Annotated in this window: 22 protein-coding genes; 12 read left to right on the top strand and 10 right to left on the bottom strand. The window is 61.5% G+C overall.

The annotated features are described in order from the left end of the window. Positions 1-465 precede the first annotated feature (465 nt). The 5 genes from F2S13_RS25370 (at position 466) to cobA (ending at position 6103) form a co-directional block, all read left to right on the top strand. Positions 466-1677 carry a CmpA/NrtA family ABC transporter substrate-binding protein gene (locus F2S13_RS25370; protein WP_166366076.1) on the top strand — a complete coding sequence of 404 codons (1212 nt, stop codon included), beginning with the start codon at positions 466-468 and terminating at the stop codon, positions 1675-1677. A gap of 15 nt (positions 1678-1692) precedes the next feature. Further along, the gene (locus F2S13_RS25365; protein ID WP_166366074.1) at positions 1693-2268 is read left to right on the top strand and encodes an ANTAR domain-containing response regulator; all 576 of its coding nucleotides are present in this window, start codon (positions 1693-1695) and stop codon (positions 2266-2268) included. 177 nt (positions 2269-2445) lie between these two features. Continuing rightward, a complete protein-coding gene (locus F2S13_RS25360) occupies positions 2446-3657 on the top strand; it encodes a nitrate/nitrite transporter (protein ID WP_166366072.1) in 1212 nt (403 codons plus the stop codon). A 10-nt stretch (positions 3658-3667) separates the two neighbouring features. Next, positions 3668-5338: a bifunctional protein-serine/threonine kinase/phosphatase gene (locus F2S13_RS25355; RefSeq protein WP_166366070.1), complete on the top strand. Its 1671-nt coding sequence runs from the start codon at positions 3668-3670 to the stop codon at positions 5336-5338. A gap of 21 nt (positions 5339-5359) precedes the next feature. Then, on the top strand, positions 5360-6103 hold the full coding sequence (cobA, locus tag F2S13_RS25350; protein ID WP_166366068.1) for a uroporphyrinogen-III C-methyltransferase: 744 nt from the start codon (positions 5360-5362) through the stop codon (positions 6101-6103). Positions 6104-6165: 62 nt separating this feature from the next. Here the strand turns inward: cobA and F2S13_RS25345 are convergent, their stop codons facing one another. The 9 genes from F2S13_RS25345 to ppsA all read right to left on the bottom strand — a co-directional run bounded on the left by F2S13_RS25345 (position 6166) and on the right by ppsA (position 14613). Beyond that, positions 6166-7191 carry an OmpA family protein gene (locus F2S13_RS25345; RefSeq protein WP_166366066.1) on the bottom strand — a complete coding sequence of 342 codons (1026 nt, stop codon included), beginning with the start codon at positions 7189-7191 and terminating at the stop codon, positions 6166-6168. Positions 7192-7299: 108 nt separating this feature from the next. Further along, entirely contained in the window at positions 7300-7890 is a 591-nt protein-coding gene (gene sigX / locus F2S13_RS25340) for an RNA polymerase sigma factor SigX (RefSeq protein ID WP_178119052.1), read from the bottom strand. An 89-nt stretch (positions 7891-7979) separates the two neighbouring features. Next, a complete protein-coding gene (locus F2S13_RS25335; protein WP_166366062.1) occupies positions 7980-8804 on the bottom strand; it encodes a mechanosensitive ion channel family protein in 825 nt (274 codons plus the stop codon). A gap of 2 nt (positions 8805-8806) precedes the next feature. After that, the gene (locus F2S13_RS25330) at positions 8807-9058 is read right to left on the bottom strand and encodes a CrfX protein (RefSeq protein ID WP_425500247.1); all 252 of its coding nucleotides are present in this window, start codon (positions 9056-9058) and stop codon (positions 8807-8809) included. Between the two features lie 95 nt (positions 9059-9153). Next, entirely contained in the window at positions 9154-10149 is a 996-nt protein-coding gene (locus F2S13_RS25325; RefSeq protein WP_166366058.1) for a zinc transporter ZntB, read from the bottom strand. A gap of 31 nt (positions 10150-10180) precedes the next feature. Next, complete coding sequence (gene rraA / locus F2S13_RS25320; protein ID WP_166366056.1) at positions 10181-10669, bottom strand: ribonuclease E activity regulator RraA; 489 nt, start codon at positions 10667-10669, stop codon at positions 10181-10183. 78 nt (positions 10670-10747) lie between these two features. Further along, the gene (locus F2S13_RS25315; protein WP_166366054.1) at positions 10748-11047 is read right to left on the bottom strand and encodes a Rieske (2Fe-2S) protein; all 300 of its coding nucleotides are present in this window, start codon (positions 11045-11047) and stop codon (positions 10748-10750) included. Positions 11048-11132: 85 nt separating this feature from the next. Continuing rightward, on the bottom strand, positions 11133-12128 hold the full coding sequence (locus F2S13_RS25310; protein ID WP_166366052.1) for an alpha/beta fold hydrolase: 996 nt from the start codon (positions 12126-12128) through the stop codon (positions 11133-11135). Between the two features lie 109 nt (positions 12129-12237). Then, positions 12238-14613: a phosphoenolpyruvate synthase gene (ppsA, locus tag F2S13_RS25305; protein WP_166366050.1), complete on the bottom strand. Its 2376-nt coding sequence runs from the start codon at positions 14611-14613 to the stop codon at positions 12238-12240. A 180-nt stretch (positions 14614-14793) separates the two neighbouring features. Here ppsA and ppsR point away from each other — a divergent pair, with 180 nt between their 5' ends. After that, positions 14794-15612, top strand: coding sequence for a posphoenolpyruvate synthetase regulatory kinase/phosphorylase PpsR (gene ppsR / locus F2S13_RS25300; RefSeq protein ID WP_166366048.1), 819 nt, complete (start codon positions 14794-14796; stop codon positions 15610-15612). 196 nt (positions 15613-15808) lie between these two features. On the opposite strand, the gene F2S13_RS25295 is transcribed toward ppsR, so the two are convergent. After that, positions 15809-20650 carry an NAD-glutamate dehydrogenase gene (locus tag F2S13_RS25295; RefSeq protein ID WP_166366046.1) on the bottom strand — a complete coding sequence of 1614 codons (4842 nt, stop codon included), beginning with the start codon at positions 20648-20650 and terminating at the stop codon, positions 15809-15811. A gap of 305 nt (positions 20651-20955) precedes the next feature. On the opposite strand from F2S13_RS25295, the gene F2S13_RS25290 reads away from it, so the two are divergent. The 6 genes from F2S13_RS25290 to F2S13_RS25265 all read left to right on the top strand — a co-directional run. Next, positions 20956-21312, top strand: coding sequence for a hypothetical protein (locus F2S13_RS25290; RefSeq protein ID WP_166366044.1), 357 nt, complete (start codon positions 20956-20958; stop codon positions 21310-21312). A 17-nt stretch (positions 21313-21329) separates the two neighbouring features. Further along, positions 21330-22079, top strand: a complete 750-nt coding sequence (locus F2S13_RS25285) for an amidohydrolase family protein (protein ID WP_166366042.1) — start codon at positions 21330-21332, stop codon at positions 22077-22079. A gap of 214 nt (positions 22080-22293) precedes the next feature. Then, entirely contained in the window at positions 22294-23253 is a 960-nt protein-coding gene (locus F2S13_RS25280; protein WP_166366040.1) for an AAA family ATPase, read from the top strand. Between the two features lie 4 nt (positions 23254-23257). Further along, entirely contained in the window at positions 23258-24202 is a 945-nt protein-coding gene (locus F2S13_RS25275; protein ID WP_166366038.1) for a DUF58 domain-containing protein, read from the top strand. Then, positions 24199-24693: a DUF4381 domain-containing protein gene (locus F2S13_RS25270; protein WP_166366036.1), complete on the top strand. Its 495-nt coding sequence runs from the start codon at positions 24199-24201 to the stop codon at positions 24691-24693. Before F2S13_RS25275 ends, F2S13_RS25270 begins: the two co-directional genes overlap by 4 nt. Continuing rightward, positions 24686-25720: vWA domain-containing protein (locus F2S13_RS25265; RefSeq protein WP_166366034.1), on the top strand; the 1035-nt coding region annotated here is incomplete at its 3' end. The genes F2S13_RS25270 and F2S13_RS25265, both read left to right, overlap by 8 nt.

Raw genomic sequence — 25720 nt, 5'->3', positions numbered from 1 at the left:
TGCACGAACTGCTTTGGCTTTTGATCTTGCTTTTGATCTTGATCCACCCGCCCTTCCGGCAGGCCGACTGGAGGCGCTGTGTAGCAGGCGGTGCGCAGCACCCCTCGGCGCAGCCGAGGTCGCGAGCTGTAGGGTTGCGCAGCAACCCTGGGCCGCGAGCCTGCGCAACAGCGCCGGAGGGAGGGGACCCGTAGCGCAGCGAAGGGCCAACGGCAGGGCGAGAATTTTTGGTTACTTTTTTTTCGTCTGAAAAAAGTGACCCGCCGTAAGGGCGGAACCGTTAGTGGCAACCCCACTGATAATGGATATACACACAAAACTAAAGCTTAGGCCCTGGCACACCCCTTGCTTCACCCCACCCATAAGCACCGCCCCAACGAAGGGAGCAGGTCACAGACAACGGCGTCGTCCCGGCCAGCACAACCGTCCCAGGCCGAACGACGCTTTTTTATGGGTGGCACAAACATGAACTACACACCAGTGAGCCCACTGGCCTGGGTCAACGGCAACGATGCCCCGGAAATCCACAGCCTCGACATCGGCTTCATGGCCCTGAGCGATTGCGCCCCGGTCATCGTAGCCGCCACCCAGGGCTTCGCCCAACCCTACGGCCTGACCCTCAACCTCAAGCGCCAAAGCTCCTGGGCCGGCCTGCGCGACAAACTGGTCAGCGGCGAACTCCATGCGGCCCACAGCCTCTACGGCCTGATCTACGCCGTACACCTGGGCATCGGTGGCACCCCGGCCACCGACATGGCCGTGCTCATGGGCCTGAACCAGAACGGCCAAAGCATCAACCTCTCGTCCCGTCTGCAGAACAACAACGTGACCAACCCTGATGCACTCACACGTCACGTGCACCAAAGCCGAACAAAACTGACCTTCGCCCAGACCTTCCCCACCGGCACCCACGCCATGTGGCTTTACTACTGGCTCGCCAGCCTTGGCATCCACCCCCTGCAAGACGTGGAAAGCGTCGTCGTACCGCCGCCGCAAATGCTCGCCCACCTGCAAGCAGGGCGCATCGATGGCTTTTGCGTGGGCGAGCCCTGGTCGGCAATCGCCGTCAAACAGAGCCTTGGCTTTACCCTCGCCACCAGCCAGGCGATCTGGCCCGACCACCCGGAAAAAGTCCTGGGCTGCACCCGCGCCTTCGTCGATCAGTACCCCAACACCGCCCGGGCATTGGTGATGGCTGTCCTCGAAGCCAGCCGCTTTATCGAACAAAACCGGGAAAACCGTCGCAGCACGGCCCAACTGCTCAGTGGCAGCGACTACCTGGATGCTCCGCTGGACTGCATCGAGCCGCGCCTGCAGGGTGACTATGCCGATGGGCTGGGCAACACCTGGCACGACCCCCACGCCCTACGGCTCCATAATAAAGGTGAGGTCAACCAGCCCTGGTTGTCGGACGGTATGTGGTTCATGACCCAATTCCGTCGCTGGGGCCTGTTGCGCGACGACCCGGACTACCTCGGGATTGCCCGGCAAGTCCAGCAACTGCCCCTGTACCGCGACGCAGCCGGCGCACTGGGTATCACCTGCGCCGAAGCACCGATGCGCAGCAGCCGCCTGATCGATGGCTCGGTCTGGGACGGTACCGACCCGGCCGGCTATGCACGCAGCTTCGAGCTGCATGCTTTGGCCGATGCCTTGCCACTGCAAGCCAACCGCTGACAGGAGTCCGCAACCATGCTGCGAATCCTGCTGATCAATGACACTGCGAAAAAAGTCGGGCGCCTGCGCGCCGCGCTGATCGAAGCCGGCTTTGATGTGATCGACGAGTCGGGGCTGACCATCGACCTGCCCGCGCGCGTCGAAACGGTGCGTCCGGATGTGATTCTGATCGATACCGAGTCACCGAGCCGCGATGTCATGGAGCAAGTGGTACTGGTCAGCCGCGACCAGCCACGCCCTATCGTCATGTTTACCGACGAACACGACCCCGATGTCATGCGCCAGGCCATCAAGTCCGGGGTCAGCGCCTACATAGTCGAAGGCATTCACGCCCAGCGCCTGCAACCCATCCTGGATGTGGCCATGGCCCGTTTCGAGAGCGATCAGGCCCTGCGCGCGCAGTTGCAGGCCCGTGACCAGCAACTGGCCGAGCGCAAGCGCATAGAGCTGGCCAAGGGGCTGCTGATGAAGATGAAAGACTGCAAGGAAGAAGAGGCCTACACCCTGATGCGGCGCCAGGCCATGAGCAAGCAGCAGAAGCTGATCCAGGTTGCCGAACAGATCATCGCCATGAACGACTTGCTCAAATAGCCGTTATGGCCCGGCTCTTGCTATTCAATCTCTGCAGGTAGCCAACGGCGGTTGCCCACATTCACGACAAAGACGTCGCACACCCTCCAGCGCAAGCCGGTCGGGTTGCGGCGTTTTTTTGTTTTGTCGTACGGGGTTCGACTCCCGTTGAGACTCTAACCGCAGCTGAGGTGTTCGATGAATACGAGCTTCTGGAAATCCGGCCATGCCCCGACCCTGTTTGCAGCCTTTCTGTATTTCGACCTGAGTTTCATGGTCTGGTACCTGCTCGGCCCGCTGGCCGTGCAAATCGCTGCCGACCTGCAACTGACCACCCAACAACGTGGCCTGGTGGTTGCCACGCCAATCCTGGCCGGTGCGATCCTGCGCTTTTTCATGGGCGTGCTGGTCGATCGCCTGTCCCCCCGGACCGCGGGCCTGATTGGCCAGGTGATTGTCATCTGCGCCTTGTTCGGCGCCTGGAAGCTGGGCATTCACAGCTATGAGCAGGCGCTGTTGCTCGGCGTCTTCCTCGGTGTAGCCGGCGCCTCGTTCGCCGTGTCCTTGCCGCTGGCCTCGCAATGGTACCCACCCCAGCATCAGGGCAAGGCCATGGGCATTGCCGGCGCCGGCAACTCCGGTACGGTGTTTGCCGCACTGTTCGCGCCGGTCCTGGCCGCCAGCTTCGGCTGGAGCAACGTGTTCGGCTTCGCGCTGATCCCGCTGCTACTGACGCTGCTGGTCTTCGTGCTGGTGGCGCGCAATGCACCACAGCGGCCCAAGGCCAAGTCGGCGGCCGATTACCTCAAGGCCCTGGGTGACCGCGACAGCTGGTGGTTCATGTTTTTCTACAGCGTGACCTTTGGCGGCTTCATCGGCCTGGCCAGCGCCCTGCCCGGCTATTTCAACGACCAGTATGGCCTGAGCCCGGTCACGGCCGGCTACTACACCGCAGCCTGCGTGTTCGGCGGCAGCATGATGCGTCCGCTCGGGGGCGCCCTGGCTGACCGCTTCGGCGGTATCCGCACCTTGCTGGCCATGTACAGCCTGGCAGCCGTCTGCATCGCTGCCGTGGGCTTCAACCTGCCCAGCTCGGTTGCTGCCCTGGCACTGTTCGTCAGCGCCATGCTCGGTCTTGGCGCGGGCAACGGCGCGGTGTTCCAACTGGTGCCACAGCGATTCCGCCAGGAGATCGGTGTCATGACCGGCCTGATCGGCATGGCCGGCGGCATCGGTGGCTTCCTGTTGGCTGCCGGCCTTGGTGCGATCAAGCAGCACAGCGGCGACTACCAACTCGGCCTGTGGCTGTTCGCCAGCCTCGGCATACTGGCCTGGTTCGGTCTGCACGGGGTGAAGAGCCGCTGGCGCACCACCTGGGGCTCGGCTGCTGTCACCGCCGCCCGCGTCTGAGCCCAATACCATGAGCCTGCAACTGAGTTTTGCCCAGGCCAGCGCCACCGGGCCGCGCACGGAGAACCAGGACGCCCTGCGCCTGGTGACTCCGGCACCGGCCCTGGCCGCCAGCAAGGGCTATCTGTTTGCCCTGGCCGATGGCGTCAGCCAGTGCGCCGACGGTGGCCTGGCCGCACGCTCGAGCTTGCAGGCGCTGGCTCTGGACTATTACGCGACACCGGAGACCTGGACCGTTGCCCAGGCGCTGGACCGCCTGCTGCTGGCACAGAATCGCTGGCTGCAAGCCAATGGCGGCGGTCAGCCGTTGCTGACCACCCTCAGCGCCCTGGTACTGCGGGGCCAACGCTTTACCCTGGCCCATGTCGGCGACTGCCGGGTCTACCGCTGGCATGCCGGGCACCTGCAACGCATCAGCGAAGATCACGTCTGGGACCAACCCGGAATGCAGCATGTGCTCAAGCGCGCGCTGGGCCTGGATCAACACCTGGTGGTCGATTACCTGGAAGGGGAACTGCGCCAGGACGAAAGCTTTCTGCTGCTCAGCGACGGCGTCTGGGCATCGCTGAGCGATACCGAGATCGGCGCTGTCCTGCGCGAGCAGCCCGCTGCCGATGATGCCGTGCGCACCCTGGTCCATGCCGCACACCTGGCCGGCAGCCAGGACAATGCCAGCGCACTGCTGGTGCGCATCGACCAGTTGGGCAGCTCGAGCCTGGGCGACACCCTGGCGCAACTGCAGCAGTGGCCACTGCCACCCCCGCTCAAACCGGGACAAATGATCGATGCCTGGCAGGTCGAGGCAACGCTGGCGCAATCGCGCCAGTCGCTGCTGTACCGGGTTCGGGACGCCCAGGGGCAACCCTGGCTGCTCAAGACGCTGCCCGCCAGCCGCCACAACGACCCTGGCGCCCAGCAAGGCTTGCTGCTCGAAGAGTGGTTCCTGCGCCGCGTGGCCGGGCGTTGCTTTCCCGAAGTCAACCCCGCCAGCCAGCGTCAGCACCTGTACTACCTGATGCGCGAATATCCCGGCCAGACCCTGGCCGAGCTGTTCCAGCAGACCGGTCCCCTGCCCCTGGACCAGTGGCAGGGAGTGGCCCGGCGCCTGCTGCAGGCCGTCGGCATGCTGCACCGGCGCAATATCCTGCACCGGGACATCAAGCCGGAAAACCTGCACATGGGCAGCGACGGCGAATTGCGTCTGCTCGACTTCGGCCTGGCGTATTGCCCGGGCCTGTCCGAAAACATTGCCCATGAGCTGCCCGGCACACCGAGCTACATCGCACCGGAAGCCTTCGACGGCACTGCACCCAGCCCGCAACAGGACCTGTATGCCTGCGGCGTGACCTTGTTCTACCTGCTCACCGGGCACTACCCCTATGGCGAAATCGAAGCGTTCCAACACCCGCGCTTCGGTACTCCGACAAGCGCCAGCCGTTTTCGCCCCGATCTGCCCGAGTGGCTCGACCAGAATCTTCAACGCGCCCTGCCGGCAGATCCCGAGCAGCGCTTCGAAACCGCCGAACAATGGCTGCTCCTGCTCGAACAGGGTGAACGCCAGACCCTGAGCCTGCGCCCACGCCCCCTGCTTGAGCGCGAGCCCTTGAAGGTCTGGCGAACCCTCGCTGTCTTTTCGTTATTGCTGAATCTGTTGCTGTTGATCTGGCTGCTCAAAGCCTGACACCCACTTGAGGAATGGACCATGAATGCAAAAGTCTGGCTGGTCGGCGCAGGCCCCGGCGATCCCGAATTGTTGACCCTCAAAGCGGTGCGCGCCCTGAACCAGGCGGACGTGGTGCTGATCGACGACCTGGTCAACCCGGCCGTACTCAGCCATTGCCCCTTGGCCAGGGTCATCCCGGTCGGCAAGCGCGGCGGCTGCCGCTCGACCCCGCAAGCCTTCATTCACCGCCTGATGCTGCGCTATGCCCGCCAGGGAAAATGCGTAGCCCGCCTGAAGGGAGGCGACCCGTGCATCTTCGGGCGTGGCGGAGAAGAGGCGCAATGGCTGCAGGAACGGGGAGTCGAGGTCGAACTGGTCAATGGCATCACCGCAGGCCTGGCAGGTGCGACCCAGTGCGGCATTCCCCTGACCCTGCGCGGTGTCAGCCGTGGTGTCACCCTGGTCACTGCGCACACCCAGGACGACAGCAGCCTGAACTGGCAGGCCCTGGCCCAGGGCGGGACGACGCTGGTGGTCTATATGGGCGTGGCGAAGCTGGACGAGATCCAGGCGCAACTGCTGGCAGGTGGCATGGCCATGAATACGCCGGTGGCGATGATCGAAAACGCTTCATTGCCGCAGCAACGCGAATGCCGCAGCAACCTGCAGCAGATGGGCGCCGACGCGCAGGCCTTCAACCTGCAAAGCCCGGCCATCCTGGTCATCGGCGAAGTGGCCGCGGCCGCCACCGTTGAATTACAGGCACATTACGCAGTGGGCTGAAGGCAAATCCCAGGCAAAGAAAAACCCGGCCTAAGCCGGGTTTTTCAGTAGAGCCAGACCAATTACTTGGCTTGAGCTTCTACTTGCGCTTCTACGCGACGGTTTACAGCACGACCAGCTTCAGTTGCGTTGTCGGCAACTGGACGGCTTTCGCCGTAGCCAACCGAGTTAACACGGCTGGAACCTACACCGTACTTGTTGACCAGAACGTCTTTAACGGCGTTTGCACGACGCTGGGACAGTTTCTGGTTGTAAGCGTCAGGACCGACGGAGTCAGTGTGACCTTCAACAGTGGTGCGGGTCGATGGGTACTGCTGCATGAAGTCAGCCAGGTTCTTGATGTCGCCGTAGCTGTTAGGCTTGACGACCGACTTGTCGAAGTCGAACTTCACGTCCAGCTCAACACGTACGACTTCAGCAACAGCCGGGCAGCCGTCAGCGTCAACGGTAACGTTGGCTGGGGTGTCAGGGCACTTGTCGACGTTGTCGCACACGCCATCGTTGTCAGCGTCAGAGCAGACTTCAGCCACTGGAGCTGGAGCAACTGGCTTGGAGCCACCACCGAAGTTCACACCGATACCGACGCTAGGCGCCCACTCGGTGTCGCCTTGGTCAATGTTGTACTGCGCTTCAACACCAGCACGGGCGTAGAAATTTTCGGTGAAGTACAGCTTGGCACCACCGCCCAGGTTGGCGAAAGTCGAATGGTTACGACCGCTGCCGTTCTGACCGATGCTCTGGTCCGAGAAACCGGCAGAGAGGTACGGACGAAGCAGATCGCCTGGGTTGTTGAAGTGGTACAGAGCGTCCAGGGCGAGGTCCTGGCCCTTGATGTTCCGGCCATCATCGGCACGTACGTTGTGCACGGTGTCGTAGCCCAGACGCAGCTCTACATCGTCAGTCAGGAAGTAGCCAACAGAACCGCCGAACAGGTTGCCGTCGTTCTTGAAGTCACGCTGGCTATCGTAGTATTCCTTCTTGGCGAAGATCTCACCCTCGACTGCGCCTTGGCCTTGTGCCAGAGCGCCGAACGAAGTTGCGGCTACAAGAGTGCCAATGGCAATGCCTAAGGTGTTTTTCAATTTCATCCGTTAAATCCCCATCTGGTGATTGTTAAGCAGTCCCACATACGGTGGGGACAACTCGACGACTAGTCTAGCAGACTTGTCGATACGTTAAGAGAAATTTGCGCCTATTTAAGTTTCGGCAATGCCTGCAAATTTCTCACGTAGCTTGTCTAGAGCGCGCTTGTACCGCATCTTAGTCGCGCTCAAACCCATATGCATGATATCCGCGATTTCCTGAAATTCCAGCTCTGCGACAAATCGTAGCACTAGAATTTCACGATCAATCGGGTTTACATGCACAAGCCATCGGTCAAGTCCACCCCGCTCTTCGGGTTTTGGCGCCTTCTCTTCCGATGCTTCCTCAAGTGGATCAAGACTCAAGGCATCCATCAGTCGTCGCTTGCGCCGCTCCTTGCGATACTGGGTGATACATTCGTTGTAAGTGATGCTGTAGAGCCAGGTCTTGAACTTGGATTTACCCTCGAAGTTCTTCAGGCCATAGAGCACCTTCAACATCACCTCCTGACAGACATCGTCAGCATCACGATCGTTCCCTAAATAGCGTGCACACACGTTAAAAAGGGTCCGCTGGTAACGCCGCATCAACTCTTCGTAGGCGCGTGTAACGTGGAACAGCTCCACATGCGAACGCGCCACCAACTCTTCATCGGAGAGTTCGCGAGGGTCGTAACGCATGGGCAGCGAATGTACTTTATTCAAAACAAGTCTGGCCGAAGTCAGGTCAATGTCCGCCACAGCTCAGGCTGCGAGCATATTTGCGGCGGCATACATTAGCAGGAAATGCCCGGTTAGCGGCTATTAACCCGCTGCTCCAGCAAGATCCTGTTGGACAATGACACTAATTCGCCATCATCGGTCAGCAGGGTCGTCTTGACCGTACCGATTTCTTCAATCTGCCCTTCGACCTCTCCAACTCGCACTTGTTGCCCGACCTGGTACAACTCGCGCACATAAATTCCGGCCAGGATTTGCCCGGCGATTTCCCGGCTTCCCAGCCCCATGGCCAGCGCAATTGCCAGACCAACGGTAATCAGCGCAATGACGATGACATGGTTGAGCAGGTCGGTCTTGACTTCGAGCTGGCTAATGGCCACCGAAATACTGATGATAATGACCAGCCACTGGGCAATTCGCCCCAGGCCACCGGCGTAGTCCAGGCCAACACCTTCGGCAGCGCCGCGCACCAGGCCATTGACCAGTTGCGCCAGGAGTACGCCGACCAGCAGCACCAACGCTGCACCGAAGACTTTCGGCAGGTAGAGCGCAAGCATGTCCAGCGTCGCTGAAACCCGCTCAAGACCGAGGGATTCGGCCGCCGAAACCAGAAAGATCAGCAATACGAACCAGTACACGATCTTGCCGATCAGGGTCGAGATCGGCACCTGGATCCCGCCGCGACTCAGCAGTTTGGTCAGGCCCGTGCCGCCCATGAGGCGATCCAGGCCCAGCTTGGCCAGCAGTTTGGACAACAGGGTGTCGAGCAGCTTGGCCACGACAAACCCGAGCAACACCACCACCAGCGCGCCGAACAGGTTGGGGATGAAGTTTGCGACTTTGGTCCACAATGCGGTCATCGCAGTGACCAGGCTCTGCGTCCAGAGATCAAGTTCCATATTCAATCAGCCTTATCTGCATCACGGGCAGAGATAGTTCGACGTGACACCGGCGCAACATGGGCCGAGCCATTGTTCACGGCAATCATCAGGGCCTGGCTCCAACGCCCGAGCAGGCTGAACAAGTCACCGGCCCCGACCTGACGGTTGGCAGTTTTCAGGACACGCCCCAGGCATGCATCGTCATCTCGATTGGATGGCGACGCCTTGAGCATATCCCGCAAGGATTCTTCAAACGGATCGTGCATGGGCACCTCGCGCAATGTCAGTCAGAGACGAGGCCCACCTATGACAGGTCACATGACCATTGAGTTCCCGTAGATGTGTGGATAACCATGGCATTTGGCAATTACACCCAGCGCAAGCGCCGAAACAGCCACCACTGTCCCGCCGCCACCGCCAGCATCAACAGGCAGGCGACAGCAAACCCCCAGTGGCTGTCGGCCCCGGGAATACCGCCGACGTTGATGCCCAGCAGCCCCGTGAGAAAGCTCATGGGCAGGAAGATCCCGGTAACGATGCCGAAGCGGTACATGGTTCGATTCATGCGCACGCTCAGGCGTCGATCCTCGGTCTCCAGCACCAGGCCTACGCGCTCGCGGGTCAATTCCAGCTCTTCGAGGTAACGGGTCAGGCTGTTGTTGAGCTCGTTCCAGTAGCTGGCGTCGTCTTCGACAAACCAGGGGCAGTTGTTACGCGCCAACTGGGCGTAAATCTCCCGCTGCGGCGCGAGAAACCGGCGCAGGCCGGCGGCACGTCGGCGGATTTGCACAACGGTGTCGTGCTCTGGCGTATACCGTTCGTCGGAATCGAGCTTTTCTTCCTCCAGATCGACCACTTCCGAGAGGTCGCTGACCAGCGCCTGGACCTTTTCAGTCAGGTATTGCGCCAGGTAGAGGATGAGTTCGGAGGCGGTTTTCGGCCCTCGTCCCTCGGTCAACTGCACCAGCAACTCATCGGTTGCCCGCAGCGGACGCAGACGCAAGGAAATGACGCGCTGGGCCTCGGCGAAGATCCGCACCGAGACCATGTCCTCGGGTTCGGCACCAGGGTTGAGGTTGACGCCGCGCAAAAACAGCAACAGCGCGGCTTCGGGCAAGGCGACCAGGCGTGGCCGGGTGTTTTCTTCGAGCAGCAGGTCACAGACGAACTCGTTGAGCCCGCTGGACTTGCGCAACCAGGTCTGGGTTTGCGGATGGCTGCGATCCCAGTGCAACCACAGGCTCTCAGTGGGCTCTAACTGCAAGTTATCCAGTTCGGTTCGAGCAATCGAGCGCGCACCGCCTTTTCCATCCAGCACCAGGGCATGTACCAGCCCCCACTGCGCGTTATCTTCCTCGAACATCCCTACTCCACTGACCAGACCGGACCACTGCTTACTCAGGCATCTTCAATGGGCTCGGAGACACGATCACGCCATTGTTGTCGGCATAGATGTATTCGCCCGGACGGAAGGTCACGCCGGCAAAGGTTACCGCCACGTTGAGATCGCCGATGCCACGCTTGTCGGTCTTCATCGGGTGGCTGGCCAGCGCCTGAACGCCCAGATCGGTTTGGGCAATGACATCCACATCACGGATGCAGCCGTAAATCACCAGGCCTTCCCAACCGTTCTTGGCCGCCTTTTCCGCCAACATGTCGCCCAGCAGCGCCCGGCGCAGCGAACCGCCACCATCGACCACCAATACCTTGCCCTGGCCGTCCAGGTCGACCTGCTCCTTGACCAGCGAGTTATCTTCGAAGCATTTGATCGTGACGATCTGGCCGCCGAAGGAATCGCGGCCACCGAAGTTGCTGAACATCGGCTCAAGGACCTGAACCAGTTCAGGGTAGGCATCGCACAAGTCGGGCGTTAGGTAGTGCATGGGTAACTCCTGTCACTTGAGAAGACAATGGGCAATCGAATGTCGCAGTTTCAAGGGTTTGCAGGTTCAGGCATCAGGCTACACATCGATACCGATCCGGTCACCTTCATATGTCAGCTTGAGCATCATCAGCCCCGGACAGCCATCCTGCAACGGTCGCCCGCTGGGCAATTCGAAGGCCATACCGTGGCGCTGGCAACGCAGCACGCCATCGCTCAGGGTTGCCATGCTCAGTGGCGCACCTCGATGCGGGCAGCTGTCTTCCATCAGCAATGGCTGATTGTCCAGCACCAGCAGTAACAGGCGCCGACCTGCTACCTGGAAGGTGTTTCGGTAGCCTTCTTCCAGGTTGATCAGCCGTTCGAGTGGAACGAACATAATACCGACTCTGTGACCAAAAATGACCAAAACCACTACAATCGTCACATACTAACTGCAATCACGCACCAGCGAAATGCCCGCGCTAGAGCCCCACCACACGAGGTGACGGCGTCGACTGTTCTACCAGCGGGGTTGCCTGATCCAGTAGCCAACGCTCGACCAATGGCCAGACTTGTGCCTGCGCATGCTTGCTGACCAACATTTCGACGTGACCGAAATTATCGGTGAAGCCCTGTTCGCGCCCCAAACAGACGAACTGTCGCAGCTCAGAACCAAACTGCTCATAGAGCTTACGGCACGCCCAGATGGGGTCCTGATGGTCACCCACGGCACCAACGGCAAGCAAGGGCGCCTTGACTTCACTCAAACCACCCCACCAATCGCGCTCGGCATCGCGAAAGCGACCGAACAGCCCATACCAACGCAGGCTTTCCAGCGCCAGGCCGATGGGTTCGTCTTCCGGTCCACGCTTGAGTCGCGATCCGGATATCTGGGCAAAACGCTTGAGCAGCAAGCGCCCGCCCCACTCCACCGGTGGAATCTTCAATGGCCAATAGGTGCGGCTGACCTGGCTGCCGAACAACGCCACGCTCGCCACCTGCTCCGGGTCCAGGTAATGCCCGCCCAGTGCAGCCGCCAGCGTGATGCCGCCCAGCGAATGCCCGAGCCAGTGCGGCGCCTGGCCGCTCTGCTCGCAAACGAAGGCGGCGATTGCCGGCAGGTCGTAGCGTGCATAATCGGCCACACGGTTCTTGCGGTAATCGCTATTGCGCGGGGAAAGTCCATGCCCGCGCATCTCCGGGATCCACACATCGAAACCGGCGCGCGCCAGATAAGCGCCCAGGCCGATACCACGCGGTGAGAACCAGAAACGCCGATTGGAAAAACTTCCGTGAAGCAGGATCACCGGTACGCCACGTACTTCGGCCTGATCCGCCATGCCCAGACGGGTCACGGCCAGTTCGACCGTGCGGTCCGGGCTATTGCCGGCCTTGATCCGGTAGACATCTTCACTGAGGTCGCCTCGCCGCTCGGCGCTGAGCAAGGCGACGGGAAATAGGTTGCTGCTGCTTTGCATAGGGTTTTTGCACAAAAAAGGGCGAGACCCCATCACTGGAACACGCCCTGCTTAAACAATTGAAGGGAGCGTCCGGCGATCCTGCCGGCCGCTCACATCACAGGATGGATCAGATTGCGCCCTGGCCTTCAGCCAGGAAGAACCAGGTTTCCAGTACGGAATCGGGGTTCAGCGAAACGCTTTCGATGCCCTGCTCCATCAGCCACTTGGCCAGGTCCGGGTGGTCGGACGGGCCCTGACCGCAGATACCGATGTACTTGCCGGCCTTGTTGCAGGCGGCAATGGCATTGGCCAGCAGCTTCTTGACCGCAGGATTCCGCTCGTCGAACAGGTGCGCGATGATCCCGGAGTCACGGTCCAGGCCCAGGGTCAGCTGGGTCAGGTCGTTGGAGCCGATGGAGAAGCCGTCGAAGTACTCGAGGAACTCTTCAGCGAGGATGGCGTTGGACGGCAGTTCGCACATCATGATCACGCGCAGGCCGTTCTGGCCGCGGGCCAGGCCGTTTTCGGCGAGCAGATCGACGACCTGGCTGGCTTCGCCCAGGGTGCGTACGAACGGCACCATGATCTCGACGTTGGTCAGGCCCATCTCGTTGCGCACGCGCTTGAGGGCACGGCACTCGAGCTCGAAGCAATCACGGAACGACTCGCTGATGTAACGCGAGGCGCCGCGGAAGCCCAGCATCGGGTTTTCTTCTTCCGGCTCGTAGAGCTTGCCGCCGATCAGGTTGGCGTATTCGTTGGACTTGAAGTCCGACAGACGCACGATGACCTTTTTCGGCCAGAAGGCTGCAGCCAGGGTGCTGATGCCTTCGACCAGCTTCTCGACATAGAAACCGACCGGATCGTCGTAACCGGCAATACGCTTGTCGACGCTTTCTTTCAGTTCCGCTGGCAGGCCGGCGTAGTTCAGCAGCGCCTTGGGGTGCACGCCGATCATGCGGTTGATGATGAATTCCAGACGAGCCAGACCCACGCCTGCGTTTGGCAGCTGGGCGAAGTCGAAGGCGCGGTCGGGGTTGCCGACGTTCATCATGATCTTGAACGGCAGATCAGGCATGGCATCGACCGAGTTCTTGCGAATGTCGAAGCCCAGTTCGCCTTCGAAGATGAAGCCGGTATCGCCTTCGGCGCAGGAAACGGTCACGCCCTGGCCGTCCTTGAGCACCTGGGTGGCATTGCCGCAGCCGACAACGGCTGGAATACCCAGTTCACGGGCGATGATCGCCGCGTGGCAGGTACGGCCGCCACGGTTGGTGACGATGGCGCTGGCGCGCTTCATGATCGGTTCCCAGTCCGGGTCGGTCATGTCGGAAACCAGCACGTCGCCCGGCTGGACCTTGTCCATCTCGGCGATGTCGTTGATCACGCGGACCTTGCCGGCGCCGATGCGCTGGCCGATCGCACGACCTTCAACCAGCACGGTGCCGGTTTCCTTGAGCAGGTAGCGTTCCATCACGTTGGCACTGGTGCGGCTCTTCACGGTCTCGGGGCGAGCCTGGACGATGTACAGCTTGCCGTCATCACCGTCCTTGGCCCATTCGATGTCCATCGGGCGCTGGTAGTGCTTCTCGATGATCATCGCCTGCTTGGCCAGCTCGGTGACTTCGGCATCGGTCAGGCAGAAGCGCGCACGTTCGGCGCGATCCACATCGACGACCTTGACCGAACGACCGGCCTTGGCCTCGTCGCCGTAGATCATCTTGATGGCCTTGCTGCCCAGGTTGCGACGCAGGATGGCCGGACGGCCTGCCTGCAGGGTGTTCTTGTGGACGTAGAATTCGTCCGGGTTCACGGCGCCTTGCACGACGGTCTCGCCCAGGCCGTAGGCACCGGTGATGAAGACCACGTCACGGAAGCCCGACTCGGTGTCGAGGGTGAACATCACGCCGGCGGTGCCGGTTTCGGAGCGCACCATGCGCTGCACGCCGGCCGACAGGGCGACCAGCTTGTGGTCGAAGCCCTGGTGCACGCGGTAGGCGATGGCCCGGTCGTTGAACAGGGAGGCGAACACTTCCTTGGCGGCGCGAATCACGTTTTCCACGCCACGGATGTTCAGGAAGGTTTCCTGCTGGCCCGCGAACGAGGCATCCGGCAGGTCTTCGGCGGTCGCCGAGGAACGCACGGCCACGGCCATGTTCGGGTTGCCCTGGGACATTTCGGCGAACGCGGTACGGATTTCGGTGTTCAGACGCTCGGGGAACTCCGCTTCCATGATCCACTGGCGGATCTGCGCGCCGGTCTTGACCAGTGCGTTGACATCATCGACATCCAGCGCATCGAGCGCCGCATGGATCTGGTCGTTCAGCCCGCTCAGCTCGAGGAAATCACGATAAGCCTGAGCCGTAGTGGCAAAGCCACCGGGGACCGATACACCGGCGCCCGCGAGGTTACTGATCATCTCGCCCAGGGATGCGTTCTTGCCCCCCACATGCTCCACATCATGGACGCCGAGCTTATCGAGGGAAACTACGTACTCTACCAAGGTGATCTCTCCACTAACTGTGTTGGAAAAGCTCAGGGCGCTGGAGGCTCCAAAAGGGGGAGCGTACCGAGCGATTGTGGCCTGGACCCGGAAAATAAGTGAGAATGCTGGCCATTCAAGGCCGGCAAATCATGCCTATCATATCCAAGATTCGTCACCAGCTTAAGGCCCAAGGCGCAAATGAAACGAACAGCCTTCTTTATTTCCGATGGCACCGGCATCACGGCCGAGACACTCGGACAGAGCCTCTTGGCGCAATTCGAAAACATTACCTTCAGCAAGTTCACGCGACCGTACATCGATAGCGTGGAAAAAGCGCGCACCATGGTACAACAAATCAACAATGCCGCGGACAAGGATGGTGCCCGCCCTATCATCTTCGACACCATTGTCAATCAGGATATCCGCGAGATCCTGGCGACCTCCAATGGCTTCATGATCGATATCTTTTCGACTTTCCTTGCCCCACTGGAACAGGAACTGACCGCCCACTCTTCGTATTCGGTGGGCAAGTCCCATTCGATCGGCGGCAACTCCAACTATATGGAGCGCATCGAGGCGGTCAACTTTGCCCTGGACAACGACGACGGTGCCCGCACCCACTACTACGACAAGGCGGACCTGATTCTGGTGGGTGTGTCGCGTTGCGGCAAGACCCCTACCTGTCTGTACATGGCCATGCAGTTCGGCATCCGCGCCGCCAACTACCCGCTGACCGAAGATGACATGGAGCGCCTGCAACTGCCGCCGGCACTCAGGGCGCACAAGCACAAGCTGTTCGGCCTGACCATCGACCCCGACCGCCTGACCGCCATCCGCCACGAACGCAAGCCCAACAGCCGCTACGCCAGCTTCGCCCAATGCGAATTCGAAGTGCGCGAAGTGGAAAACCTGTTCCGCCGGGAAAACATCCCCAACATCAATTCCACGCATTTCTCGGTGGAAGAGATTTCGGCGAAGATTCTGGTGGAGAAAGGGGTGGAGCGGCGGTTAAAGTGAGATTTGTGGTGGCCCTATCGCTGGCAAGCCAGCTCCCACAGAGGGCCTGTGCAGTCCACAGATATTTGGCCCGATGCAATTCCCTGTGGGAGCTGGCTTGCCAGCGATGAGGCCAGCCGATCCAACACAAATTCCAGACTTGAAACGAAAAAGCCCCGACAAGTCGGGGCTTTTTCGTTACCGCAAGGTCAAGGCATCAAACCGTCGCCTGACCGCTCATTGCCAGGTCTACCAGTTCCCGGTTCGCCACCGCATACATGGCGTAGTCGGTACCGGTAGCTGCACGCAGCTCGTCGAGCATGGCGCGCCAGCGCACCACCATCGTCTTGTGCTGCTTGGCCCACAAGCGGACCCGCTCATCCATGTCCTGTGGCGCATCCTGCATCTTCAACACGGAAATGGTGATCGCCCGTTGCTGCAGGTCGATATCGTCGCGGAACGCTTCGCGTGCCAGGGCCTGCCAGTTGTTTTCCACCGACAGGTTGCTGATTTCCTGCAGGTACCAGGTCAGGTCCAGGTTGCTGCCCACTGCGAAGAACGCCTTGGCCACTTCGGCAGGATCCTGGCCGGTGACGTCGGAAGCCTCGATGATCGGCAACAAGGTGTACAGGTGCGTCGTACCGGCAACCATACGCGCCAGCAGTTCCGGCACCCCGGCCTCGACGAAGCCCTGGTAGCGGGTCATCCAGCGTTCGCGGGTCGGCCCTTCCAGCAGCTCATCCAGCTTCAGACCCAGTGCGGCGATCTTCGGTCCGAAGTGCGCCACGTCACGACCGGCATCCTGCTCGTTGCGACGGCTACGCAGGAACCAGCGGGTGGCACGACGGCCCAGGCGCATCAGCTCGTCCATCAAGGTCAGCTGGATTTCGGCCGGGACCTGATAGTCCAGCGCCTCGATCTGACGGAACCAGTGCGGCAGGTGGAAGATGTCACGCACGATCACGTACGCCCCGGCCACGTTCGCCGGGCTCATGCCGGTGGACTCTTTCAGGCGCTGGACGAAGGTGATGCCCATGTTGTTGACCAGATCGTTGGCGATCTGGGTGCTGACGATTTCGCGCTTGAGGCGGTGGCGACGCATTGGCTCGGCGAACTTGCTGACCAGTGACGACGGGAATGCCGTCTCCATGTCGCGGGTCAGGTAGTCGTCGTCCGGCACCAGCGACTTGAGCAGGGCTTCCTTGAGGTCGATCTTGCTATAGGAGATCAACACCGACAGCTCGGCACGGGTCAGGCCCTGGTTGGCCGCCAGACGCTCGGCCAGTTGCTCTTCGGACGGCAGGAACTCAATGGCGCGGTCCAGCTTGCCGCGGCTTTCCAGATCGGCCATCAGCCGCTTGTATTCGGCGATGCGCTCTTTGGCACGACGTGCCGCCAGAGACAGGGCCTGGGTCTGCTTGTAGTTATTGCCGAGAACCAGTCCCCCGACTTCGTCGGTCATGCTGCTGAGCAACAGGTTGCGCTGCTTCTCGGTCATGTCACCGGCCTGCACGACTTCGTTGAGCAGGATCTTGATGTTCACTTCGTGGTCAGAGCAGTCCACGCCACCGGCGTTATCGATGAAGTCGGTGTTGGTGGCGCCGCCATTGAGACCGAACTCGACGCGACCCAGCTGGGTCATGCCCAGGTTGCCGCCCTCGCCCACCACCTTGCAGCGCAGCTCGTCACCATTGACGCGCAGGGCGTCGTTGGCCTTGTCGCCGACGTCGGCATGGCTCTCTTCACTGGACTTGACGTAGGTGCCGATACCGCCGTTCCAGAGCAGGTCCACCGGCGCCTTGAGCAAGGCATTGAGCAGCTCGGTCGGGGTCAGCTTGTCGGCTTCGATGGCGAAGCGTTCTTTCATCTCGGGGCTGATGGCGATGCTCTTCGCGCTACGCGGGAAGATGCCGCCACCGGCCGACATGATGCTGGTGTCGTAGTCGCTCCAGGCTGAACGTGGCAGGTCGAACAGGCGCTTGCGCTCGGCGAAGCTGCTGGCCGGATCCGGATTCGGATCGATGAAGATGTGCAGGTGGTTGAATGCGGCCACCAGTTGCAGCTTGTCCGACATCAACAAGCCGTTACCGAACACGTCACCGGCCATGTCGCCGATGCCGACCACGCTGATGCTGTCTTCCTGGACGTTGATGCCGCGCTCACGGAAGTGACGCTGCACGCCGACCCAGGCGCCTTTGGCGGTGATGCCCATTTTCTTGTGGTCGTAACCGGCCGAACCACCGGAAGCGAACGCATCGCCCAGCCAGAAGCCGTAGTCGATGGCGATGCCGTTGGCGATGTCTGAGAAGGTTGCGGTGCCCTTGTCGGCCGCCACCACCAGGTACGGATCGTCTTCATCGTGGCGAACCACGTTGGCCGGAGGCACGACGCCGCCTTCCTTGAGGTTGTCGGTAATGTCCAGCAAGCCGGAAATGAAGATGCGGTAGCAGGCAATGCCCTCGGCCGCGATCTCGTCACGGTTGCCGCCCAGTGGCAGGCGACGCGGCAGGAAGCCGCCCTTGGCGCCGACCGGCACGATGACCGAGTTCTTCACCTGCTGGGCTTTTACCAGGCCGAGCACTTCGGTACGGAAGTCTTCTTCGCGGTCGGACCAGCGCAGGCCACCACGGGCCACGTTGCCGAAACGCAGGTGCACGCCTTCGACCCGCGGCGAGTACACGAAGATCTCGAACTTCGGCACCGGCTTGGGCAGTTCCGGAATCAGCTTGGGATTGAACTTGAAGCTGAAGTAGGACTTGTTCTGGCCATTGGCGTCGGGCTGGTAGAAGTTGGTACGCAGGGTCGCCTTGATCAGGTCCAGGTAACGACGCAGGATGCGGTCTTCGTTGAGCACCTGAACCTCGTCCAGGGCCGCCAGGATCGCGTGTTCCAGACGTTGCTCGAGGTCATCGCTGCTGAGCTTGCGCGCCAGGTAGAAGCGGGTCTTGAACAACCGGGTCAATTCGCGAGCGATGTCGGCGTGGTTGTTCAGGGTGCTGGCGATATAGCCCAGGTCGAAGCCCAGGCGGATCTGCTTGAGGTAACGGGCGTAGGCACGCAGCAGTGCCACGTCGCGCCATGGCAGGCCGGCGGTCAGCACCAGGCGGTTGAAGGCGTCGTTCTCGGCATCGCCGCGCACGATGTGCACGAAAGCGTCCTGCAGCGTGTCGTTGAGCTGCTGGATATCCAGGTTCAGGCCTTCGCTGTAGGTGAAGGCGAAGTCATGAATCCAGAACTCGCGGCCATTGATATGGCGCAGGCGATAGGGGAACTCGCCCAGCACACGCAGGCCGAGGTTTTCCAGGATCGGCAGAACGTCCGACAGCGCCAGCGGCGTATCGGCGTGGTACAGCTTGCAGTGCAGCTCCTGACCGGTCTGGGTCAGTGGCTGGTAGAAACTCATCACCAGCGGCTTGGTGTCGGACAGGGTCAGCAAGTGCTGCATGTCGACAACCGCCGAATGGGGCGCGAAACGCTCGCGGAAGCCCGCCGGGAAGCCTTTCGGGAAATCCGCCAGGACGTTGGTGCCCTGGGCTTCGCCGAAGTTCTCGACGGTCAGCGCAGCGTAGTCGTCCTGCCAGGAACGGCAGGCCTGGATCACTTCGTTTTCCAGCTGCACCGGATCGATGTCGATGCGGTTCTTCGGGTCGACCCGCAGGATCAACTGCACACGCGCCAGCACCGACTCGGAGAAGAAGGTCCAGAACTCGCAGTCGGTGGCCTTGAGGCGCTCCATCAGCACCTGCTGGATCTTCTGCCGGACTTCGGTGGAATAGATATCGCGTGGCACATAGGCCAGGCAGTAGCAGAAGCGGCCGTACGGATCCTTGCGCAGGAACACGCGAATCTTGTTGCGCTCCTGAATCTGCACGATCGACATCACGGTGCTGAACAGCTCATCGACCGGGGTCTGGAACAGGTCGTCACGCGGCAACACTTCCAGTACCTGGGCCAGTTCCTTGCCCAGGTGCGCCTTGGCATCGAAACCGGAGCGACGCTCGATCTCGGCAACCTTGCGGCGAATGTAAGGGATCACGCGCACACTTTCGCCATACACCGACGAGGTGTACAGGCCCATGAAGCGGCATTCCTTGATGACATTGCCCTTGGCGTCGATCTGGCGGATCGAGACGAAGTCCGGATAGGCCGGACGGTGCACACGGCTCGGTTGCGCGGCCTTGGCGAACGACAGCAGCAGCGGCTCTTTCAGGTAGTTGACCGCGTAATCTTCGATACGCAGGTCATCCGGGGTCAGGCCGGCGCGCAGCAGGCGGGTCAGGCCCAGGAACGACTGCTCGTCATAAACCAGCTGACCACCCTTGGCATCGGCGTTGACCACGAACTCTTCATAACCGAGGAAGGTGAAGTGGTTGTCCAGCATCCACTCGAGGAAGCCTTTGACTTCGGACTTCTCGTCGTCGCTGCCCTGACCGGCCTGGTCGATCACGGCCAGCATGTCGCGGACCTTGGCCTTCATCGGCTCGAAATCGCCTACGGCCACGCGTACTTCGGCCAGCACCTGCTCCAGCTCGCGGGTCAGCAGGTTCAGCTCGGCGGTATGGGCGCAGCGGTCGATTTCCAGGTACATCAGCGATTCTTGCAGGATGCCCTCGCCGTGGGTGCCCTTGGGCAGGATCTCCAGCAATTCGCCCTTGCTGCCACGGCGTACGCTGAGTACGGTGGTCTGCAGGGTGTGGATGCTGTAGCCGCGACGGTTCAGCTCGGTACGGACCGAGTCCACCAGGAACGGCAGGTCATGGTGCAGCACTTCGACGGCCGTGTGGGTCGATTGCCAGCCATGGCGCTCGTAATCGGGGTTGTAAACGCGGACCTGGGGCTGGGCGTGATCGAAACGCTCCAGCAGGCGCCAGGCCGACAGGGTGCAACCGGCCAGGTCGGAAAGTCGACGCTGGGTAAGCTCGTCCAGAGAGATGATGCCGAAGAATTGCTCGGCGAACAGCGCCACTTGTGGCAGTGCCTGTTCACTGATGTGCTGCGCCAGGGCCGCCTGCAGTTGATGCTGGAAGTCGGCTTTGCTGGCTGCGGTGAAGAACGCCATCTGTGGTACTCCGCTTGGGCTTTGTATTTGAATGAAGCGTCGCGCGCCTCTGCCTGCTGGATTCAACGATAGCCAACCCAGCGACAGAAGGAGGTAAATCGTGGATGGGCATCTACAAAAACGACTGCTGCACCCGCAGCTGTGTCTTTAGAGGTGTCCATCCAGCACGCAGCTTAACGAGTGCCTGCCGGGGGCTGCTTGCGGTGCTGCGACATATTCGGTCATTGACAGGTAGCCCAGTGTTACTCGTCTTGCCCCCGGAACACTGGCAGAATCGTGTTTCAACTTAATTCCGAGCCATTGCCATGCAGATGACCACCGCCCTCCTGATCGCCAACCCGTGCGATGACGAAGAAGACAACATGGCCATGCTTTGCTGCCACAGTGAAACGGGCGAGATGTTCCTGATGACCCGCTATCCCGATGAGGATGAGCTGGAAATCACATTGGATGGCGAGCCTTCGACTCTCGACGGCGTGAAAGTCACCCTCAGCCCCACCCGCCTGCTGATCGAAATCGCTGCAGCCGATGCCGACGCACTCAATGGCGACGATCACCTGGAAATCCTTCATGGCACCGCAGCGCCCGACCTGGCGGAAGTCGAAGAAACCCTGCAAAACATCCTCAAAGGTACCGGCACTTACATCAGCGAACTGGCCTGAGTCGTCACGGAGGCACAATGCCGCGCCCGATCTTCGATGCCCACTGCCACATCATCGACCCTCGTTACCCGCTGATCGCCAACAATGGCTATCTGCCCGCCCCTTTCGGCGTCGACGACTATCTGGCGCAGACCCGTGCGTTGAGCATCTGCTCGGGCGCGGTGGTGTCCGGCTCGTTTCAGGCATTCGACCAGCAGTATCTGATCACTGCGCTCAAACGGCTGGGGCCGGAATTCGTCGGGGTGACGCAACTGCCAGCCAGCGTCAGCGATGCCGAACTGGTGTCGCTCAACGAACAGGGCGTGCGCGCCCTGCGCTTCAACCTCAAGCGCGGGGGTTCGGAGCAGCTCGATCAGCTGGAAAACCTGGCCCGGCGCGTTCACGAAGTCGTTGGCTGGCATGCCGAGCTGTACATCGACTCGCGTGAATTGCCGAATCTTGAAGCGCGTCTGCTGCAATTGCCTGCCGTGAGTATCGATCATCTCGGGCTCAGCCACGAGGGGCTGCCGAGCATTCTGCGCCTGGCCGAGCGCGGGGTACGGATCAAGGCTTGTGGATTTGGCCGGGTCGATTTTGAAGTAGCGCCGGCCTTGAAGGCCATTCATGCAGCCAATCCGCAGGCGTTGATGTTTGGCAGTGATTTGCCATCGACGCGAGCGCCGCGGGCGTTTGAGGCGGCGGATATCGAGTTGTTGTGTGAGGCTTTGGGGGAAGACGGGGCTGAATTGGCTTTGTGGGGGAATGCCCGGGCCTTTTATCGTCTGTGAATGCCCCATCGCTGGCAAGCCAGCTCCCACAGGGATATTCAGAGCCTGTGCGATCTCTGTGGGAGCTGGCTTGCCAGCGATGAGGCCAGCACGGCCCCACAGATATAAATATCCCGCACACCGTTGGTCGGCACACCCCCGGATAGATTAAAGTAACAACCCCTGCCCGGCGCATTTCGTCGCCGCCCGGCCTTCTTTCCAGGAACCGTCACCGATGGAACATCGTGAGGCGCTCATCGCGCTGCGAACCTTTCTCTCAACGCAGATTCTCGGCCAGGAAAAACTGGTCGAACGCTTGTTGATCGTGCTGTTGGCAGACGGCCACATGCTGGTCGAAGGGGCGCCGGGCCTGGCCAAGACCAAGGCCATCAAGGAATTGGCCGAAGGCATCGAAGCCCAGTTCCATCGAATTCAATTCACCCCCGACCTGCTGCCCGCCGACATCACCGGCACCGAGATCTATCGCCCGGAAACCGGCAGCTTCGTCTTCCAGCAGGGGCCGATTTTCCACAACCTGGTGCTGGCCGACGAAATCAACCGGGCACCGGCCAAGGTACAGTCGGCACTGCTCGAGGCCATGGGCGAGCGTCAGGTCAGTGTCGGACGCAGCACATACGAACTGTCGCCGCTGTTTCTCGTCATGGCCACGCAAAACCCGATCGAGCAGGAAGGCACCTATCCCCTGCCCGAAGCCCAGCTCGATCGTTTTCTGATGCACGTCAAGATCGGCTTTCCGGATGCCGCCGTCGAGCGCCGGATCCTGCAGCAGGCCCGCGGTGAAGCGCTCAATGGCGAAACCAAGCCGGAACGCAGGGTCAGCCAGCACGCGATTTTCGCCGCGCGCAAGGAAATCCTCGGCCTGTACATGGCCGACGCGGTTGAGGAGTACCTGGTGCAACTGGTCATGGCCACGCGCACGCCGAGCAAGTTCGACCCGGAAATGGCCGACTGGATCGCCTACGGCGCCAGCCCGCGTGGCTCCATTGCCCTGGACCGTTGCGCGCGCGCTCATGCCTGGCTGGCCGGGCGCGATTTCGTCAGCCCCGAAGACATCCAGGCGGTGCTGTTCGACGTGCTGCGCCATCGCATCATTCTGTCCTTCGAGGCCGAAGCTGCCGGTATCGACCAGGACCGGGTGATCCAGCGCATCCTCGACGTCGTGGCTGTTGCCTGAAATCATGCCAAACCGCCTGATCGCCGCCCCCGGCATCCGCGTCAGCCTCTCCGAGCTGATCGAGATGCGCCATCGCGTGCGTGAAGTTCAGCTGTTTTCCTCGCCTGGCCAACGCAGCCCGTTGATCGGCCTGCACCATTCGAAGCTGCGCGGACGCGGCGTCGATTTCGATCAGGTGCGTGTCTACCAGGCGGGCGATGACGTGCGCAGCATTGACTGGCGCGTCACCGCACGGACCCAGGAACCCCACACCAAGCTGTTCCACGAAGAGCGCGAGCGGCCGATCTACATTCTGGTCGAGCAGAGCCGGCGACTGTTCTTCGGTTCAGGCCTGATGTTCAAGTCGGTGCTCGCCGCCCAGGCCGCCAGCCTGATCGGCTGGTCGGCACTGGGCCACAACGATCGCATCGGCGGGCTGGTCTTCGGCGACAACGAGTTCTACGAAATCAAACCCCGACGCAGCAAACAAAGCCTGCTGCAATTGCTCAACCGGATGGTTCGGGTCAATCACTCGCTGCATACCGAAAGCCAGCCCGATCGCGAATCCCTCGGCATGGCCCTGCGCCGCGCCCGCGAAGTGCTGCGCCCCGGCAGCCTGGCCATTATCATCTGCGACGAACGCGCCCTGAGCGATGCCGCCGAACAGCAACTGAGCCTGCTCTCACGCCACTGCGACTTGCTGCTGCTGCCACTGTCCGACCCACTCGACCATGCCCTGCCGGCCGCCGGCCTGTTGCGTTTTGCCCAGCACGGCGCTCAGCTGGAACTCGATACCCTGGATGCCAATCTGCGCCAGAGTTACCGCGCCCAGGGCGAAGCACGCCTTGCCCGCTGGGAGTTTCTGGCGCAGAAACTGCGGGTATTACTGATGCCCTTGACGACGCAAAGCGAGATGATCGAACAACTGCGTGAATACCTGAACCCCGAGCGCCCGAGGAAACCCCGTTGAGCAGCCTCGAGCAACTGCAACCGCTGATTGCACCGGCGCCAATCAGCGCCTGGCCCCCGGCACCCGGCTGGTGGGCATTGCTGGTATTGCTGCCGTTGCTGGCCTGGGGCGTGTGGCGGCTGCGGCACCTCAGGCCGTCGAAATCCGAGCCGGCGCCCACCGAACAACCTCTGGACCCGATTCGCCTCGAAGCCCTGGCGGAACTGGCTCGCCTGCCCAAACCCTATGACGGCGCCCCGGCAGGCGCCTGGCTGCAGCAAATCAATGCACTGCTCAAGCGCCTGTGCCGCAACCATTACCCCAACAGCCACAGCCACACCCTCAATGGGCGGCAATGGCTGGCGTTTCTCGACAACCGCTGCCCGGCAGCGGGGTTGACCCGCTGGATGGTATTGGTCGAAGGCGCCTACAAGCCGGAATGCAAGCTCGACGACAAGGCCATTGCCGGGCTCAGCCAATCGGTCGAAACCTGGATTCGCAAACATGTTTGAATTCGCCTGGCCCTGGCTGTTCGCCCTGCTGCCGCTGCCCTGGATCCTGCGCCTGGTGCTGCCGGCCGCCGACAGCGGCGAGCCGGCGCTCAAGGTCAGTTTTCTCAATGAACTCGAAGGCCTGGCCGGACGCCGGGCACGCCTGAACCTGCCGACCTGGCGCCAGCAGGCACCCTTCGTCGTACTCTGGTTACTGTTGTTGACGGCTGCAGCCCGCCCCCAATGGCTCGGCGAGCCGCTGCCGGTCGCCTCCAGCGGTCGCGACCTGCTGGTGGCCGTCGATGTCTCGGGCTCCATGGATTATCCCGACATGCTCTGGCAGAACGAAGAGGTCAGCCGCCTGACACTGGTCAAAAATCTGCTGGGCGACTTCCTCCAGGGCCGTGAAGGCGATCGGATCGGCTTGATCCTGTTCGGCAGCCAGGCCTACTTGCAGGCGCCCCTGACCTTCGACCGGCACACCGTCCGCGTCTGGCTCGACGAAGCACGGATCGGCATCGCCGGCAAGAATACCGCACTGGGTGATGCGATCGGCCTGGCGGTCAAGCGCCTGCGCCTGCGTCCGGAACAGAGTCGGGTATTGATCCTGGTCACCGACGGCGCCAACAACGGTGGCGAGATCCATCCGTTGACCGCAGCACGCCTGGCGGCTTTGGAGAACATCAGGATCTACACCATCGGCATCGGCGCCGACCCCGAAGAAGGTGGCACCCTGGCCATGCTCGGACTGAACCCGAGCCTGGACCTGGATGAACCGACTCTCAAGGAAATCGCCAGCATTACCGGCGGCAGCTATTTCCGTGCCCGCGACGGGCAGCAACTGGAGGCCATCGGCAAAACCCTCGACCAATTGGAACCGGTGATGCAACAACCCACCCAGGCCCGCCCCGCCCAAGCCCTGTACAGCTGGCCGTTGGCCGGTGCCTTGCTGGCGAGCCTGCTGCTGGTGCTGCGCGAGCGCTGGCCGGACAACCCGCTGCAGCGCCTGCTCACCAAGCCGAACTTTCTGCAACCGCATCCCGAATGG

The organism is Pseudomonas akapageensis (genome assembly GCF_011355085.1).
Taxonomy (GTDB): domain Bacteria; phylum Pseudomonadota; class Gammaproteobacteria; order Pseudomonadales; family Pseudomonadaceae; genus Aquipseudomonas; species Aquipseudomonas akapageensis.
This window is presented reverse-complemented; position numbering and strand designations above follow the sequence as displayed.